The sequence below is a fragment of the Actinomadura sp. NPDC000600 genome, assembly GCF_040492135.1.
In the GTDB taxonomy this organism is placed as follows: domain Bacteria; phylum Actinomycetota; class Actinomycetes; order Streptosporangiales; family Streptosporangiaceae; genus Spirillospora.
Window position 1 is genome coordinate 1 of record NZ_JBEUPD010000099.1, and the last position, 2,107, is coordinate 2,107.

Annotated in this window: 2 protein-coding genes and 1 pseudogene; all 3 read left to right on the top strand. The window is 56.6% G+C overall.

Annotated elements, in window-relative coordinates; translation table 11 throughout:
* Positions 1–357: 357 nt before the first annotated feature.
* Complete coding sequence (gene nshR, locus ABWI07_RS43900; protein WP_059415847.1) at positions 358–1,167, top strand: NshR/TsnR family 23S rRNA methyltransferase; 810 nt, start codon at positions 358–360, stop codon at positions 1,165–1,167.
* A 6-nt stretch (positions 1,168–1,173) separates the two neighbouring features.
* The gene (locus tag ABWI07_RS43905; RefSeq protein WP_351386733.1) at positions 1,174–1,359 is read left to right on the top strand and encodes a major coat protein; all 186 of its coding nucleotides are present in this window, start codon (positions 1,174–1,176) and stop codon (positions 1,357–1,359) included.
* Between the two features lie 56 nt (positions 1,360–1,415).
* Positions 1,416–1,637, top strand: a pseudogene (locus ABWI07_RS44555) (phage attachment proteinphage attachment protein, G3P family); the annotation flags it as partial.
* Between the last annotated feature and the right edge of the window lie 470 nt (positions 1,638–2,107).

Consider the following 2,107-nt stretch of genomic DNA (forward strand, 5'->3'; position numbering starts at 1 on the left):
CGGCGGCGGCCATGGCGCGGTCGCGGTCGGTGGTGAGGGCGGTGCGGTCGGCGGCGGCCCAGTCCTGCTCTCACGCAACGTCTACGTGGACGCTCAGGGCGACACGATCGAGGTCGGGGAGTCCGTCGCTCCGGCGGGCCGCTGGCGCGTCCACCGGGACTGATCAAGGCGAATACTTCATATATGCGGGGATCGACCGCGCGGGTCCCGGACGGGGAAGAGCGGGGAGCTTTGCCAGAGAGCGACGACTTCCCCTTGCGTTGGTGATTGCCGGTCAGGGCAGCCATCCGCCATCGTCGCGTAGGGTGTCACACCCCAGGAATCGCGTCACTGAACACAGCAGCCGGTAGGACGACCATGACTGAGTTGGACACCATCGCAAATCCGTCCGATCCCGCGGTGCAGCGGATCATCGATGTCACCAAGCCGTCGCGATCCAACATAAAGACAACGTTGATCGAGGACGTCGAGCCCCTCATGCACAGCATCGCGGCCGGGGTGGAGTTCATCGAGGTCTACGGCAGCGACAGCAGTCCTTTTCCATCTGAGTTGCTGGATCTGTGCGGGCGGCAGAACATACCGGTCCGCCTCATCGACTCCTCGATCGTCAACCAGTTGTTCAAGGGGGAGCGGAAGGCCAAGACATTCGGCATCGCCCGCGTCCCTCGCCCGGCCAGGTTCGGCGATATCGCGAGCCGGCGTGGGGACGTCGTCGTTCTCGACGGGGTGAAGATCGTCGGGAACATCGGCGCGATAGTACGCACGTCGCTCGCGCTCGGAGCGTCGGGGATCATCCTGGTCGACAGTGACATCACCAGCATCGCGGACCGGCGTCTCCAAAGGGCCAGCCGAGGTTACGTCTTCTCCCTTCCCGTCGTTCTCTCCGGTCGCGAGGAGGCCATCGCCTTCATTCGGGACAGCGGTATGCAGCTGATGACGCTCAAGGCGGATGGCGACATTTCCGTGAAGGAACTCGGGGACAATCCGGATCGGCTGGCCTTGCTGTTCGGCAGCGAAAAGGGTGGGCCTTCCGACCTGTTCGAGGAGGCGTCTTCCGCCTCGGTTTCCATCCCCATGATGAGCCAGACCGAGTCTCTCAACGTTTCCGTTTCCCTCGGAATCGCGCTGCACGAGAGGATCGACAGGAATCTCGCGGCCAACCGATAAGCGCCTCTGTTCCTCGGACGCTCGGTTCCTCGACCTCGATTCGTCAGTGATGATCCCGCAAAAGCGGCCTTTGACTCCCTGCAAGCCTCAGCGACCGAATATATCGGTTATGCGTGGGCGATGGTTGTTGTCATTGTCGGCGCAACTATCGGTATCAAGCTGTTTAAGAAATTCACCTCGAAAGCAAGCTGATAAACCGATACAATTAAAGGCTCCTTTTGGAGCCTTTTTTTTTGGAGATTTTCAACGTGAAAAAATTATTATTCGCAATTCCTTTAGTTGTTCCTTTCTATTCTCACTCCGCTGAAACTGTTGAAAGTTGTTTAGCAAAACCTCATACAGAAAATTCATTTACTAACGTCTGGAAAGACGACAAAACTTTAGATCCGGCCAAGCTCTGGCGTAATAGCGAAGAGGCCCGCACCGATCGCCCTTCCCAACAGTTGCGCAGCCTGAATGGCGAATGGAAATTGTAAGCGTTAATATTTTGTTAAAATTCGCGTTAAATTTTTGTTAAATCAGCTCATTTTTTAACCAATAGGCCGAAATCGGCAAAATCCCTTATAAATCAAAAGAATAGACCGAGATAGGGTTGAGTGTTGTTCCAGTTTGGAACAAGAGTCCACTATTAAAGAACGTGGACTCCAACGTCAAAGGGCGAAAAACCGTCTATCAGGGCGATGGCCCACTACGTGAACCATCACCCTAATCAAGTTTTTTGGGGTCGAGGTGCCGTAAAGCACTAAATCGGAACCCTAAAGGGAGCCCCCGATTTAGAGCTTGACGGGGAAAGCCGGCGAACGTGGCGAGAAAGGAAGGGAAGAAAGCGAAAGGAGCGGGCGCTAGGGCGCTGGCAAGTGTAGCGGTCACGCTGCGCGTAACCACCACACCCGCCGCGCTTAATGCGCCGCTACAGGGCGCGTCAGGTGGCACTTTTCGG